This is a genomic window from Pseudoalteromonas sp. SG41-2, assembly GCF_014164535.1.
GTDB lineage: Bacteria > Pseudomonadota > Gammaproteobacteria > Enterobacterales > Alteromonadaceae > Pseudoalteromonas > Pseudoalteromonas rhizosphaerae.
In genome coordinates this window covers 1-937 of the sequence record NZ_JACJFK010000096.1, presented here as the reverse complement: position 1 = coordinate 937, position 937 = coordinate 1, and the positions used below count along the sequence as shown (strand labels likewise).

At 42.4% G+C, this 937-nt stretch carries 2 protein-coding genes; both read left to right on the top strand.

Features of this window, described 5'->3' with window-relative positions:
* Window positions 1-566, top strand: a 566-nt coding sequence (locus H5186_RS22570; RefSeq protein WP_182795045.1) for a transposase, incomplete at its 5' end; no start/stop codon positions are given.
* A gap of 11 nt (window positions 567-577) precedes the next feature.
* Window positions 578-937, top strand: a 360-nt coding sequence (locus H5186_RS22565; RefSeq protein ID WP_182795044.1) for an ATP-binding protein, incomplete at its 3' end; no start/stop codon positions are given.

The following is a 937-nucleotide window of genomic DNA, read 5'->3' as shown; positions in this document are numbered from 1 at the left end:
ATCACTATACACAAATCAAAACGGTGCGAGTACACATTGATTATCATGTTGAAATAGAGAAACATTATTACAGTGTGCCGTATCAGTGGGTTAAGAAACAATTACGCGCACACATAACCAATCAGTTAGTACAGCTTTATCATGACGATACCTTAATCGCACAGCATCCTCGCTCACATCGTTTAGGCGGGCATACAACACAGTCTCATCATATGCCTCTGGCGCATCAAAAACAGCATGAGCAGTCACCGATAAATTTACGCTCATGGGCATTAAGTATTGGGGAGTATACCCACCAAGTTATTGAGTTACAGCTCAGTGGACGGCGTCACCCCGAGCACGCTTATCGCGCCTGTTTAGGGGTGTTAAGTTTAGCTAAAACTTATTCAAAAGAACGGCTTGAGCAAGCGTGTTATCGCGCAATCATAATGAATACGACAACACTCAAATCAATTAAGCAGATGCTGAAAAAGGGGTTGGATCAACAACCGTTACCCACACAGCAAACAGAGCCAGAAAAGCCAATTAAGCATGGCAACATACGCGGCACACAGTATTACCATTAAGGAAATGAATCATGATAAACACCATTAACCAGCAACTTCAACTACTCAAGTTATCGGGTATAAAGCAAGCACTCAAGCAGCAGCTTGAACAGCCAAACCTATATCAAGAACAAAGCTTTATAGAGCGCGTCAGTTTATTGCTAACACATGAAATTGACACGCGTGAGCAAAGAAAAATCGACCGGCTCGTGCGACACGCTAAATTCCGCTTACCAGCTCAGTTAAATCAACTGATTTACTCACCGGCACGTAATATAGAAAAAGCACAGATACGTAACTTAAGCCAAAATAGCTGGCTAAACTTACATCAAAATATCTTAATCACTGGGGCAACAGGCTGTGGAAAAACATACCTTGCGTGTGCCTTAGGA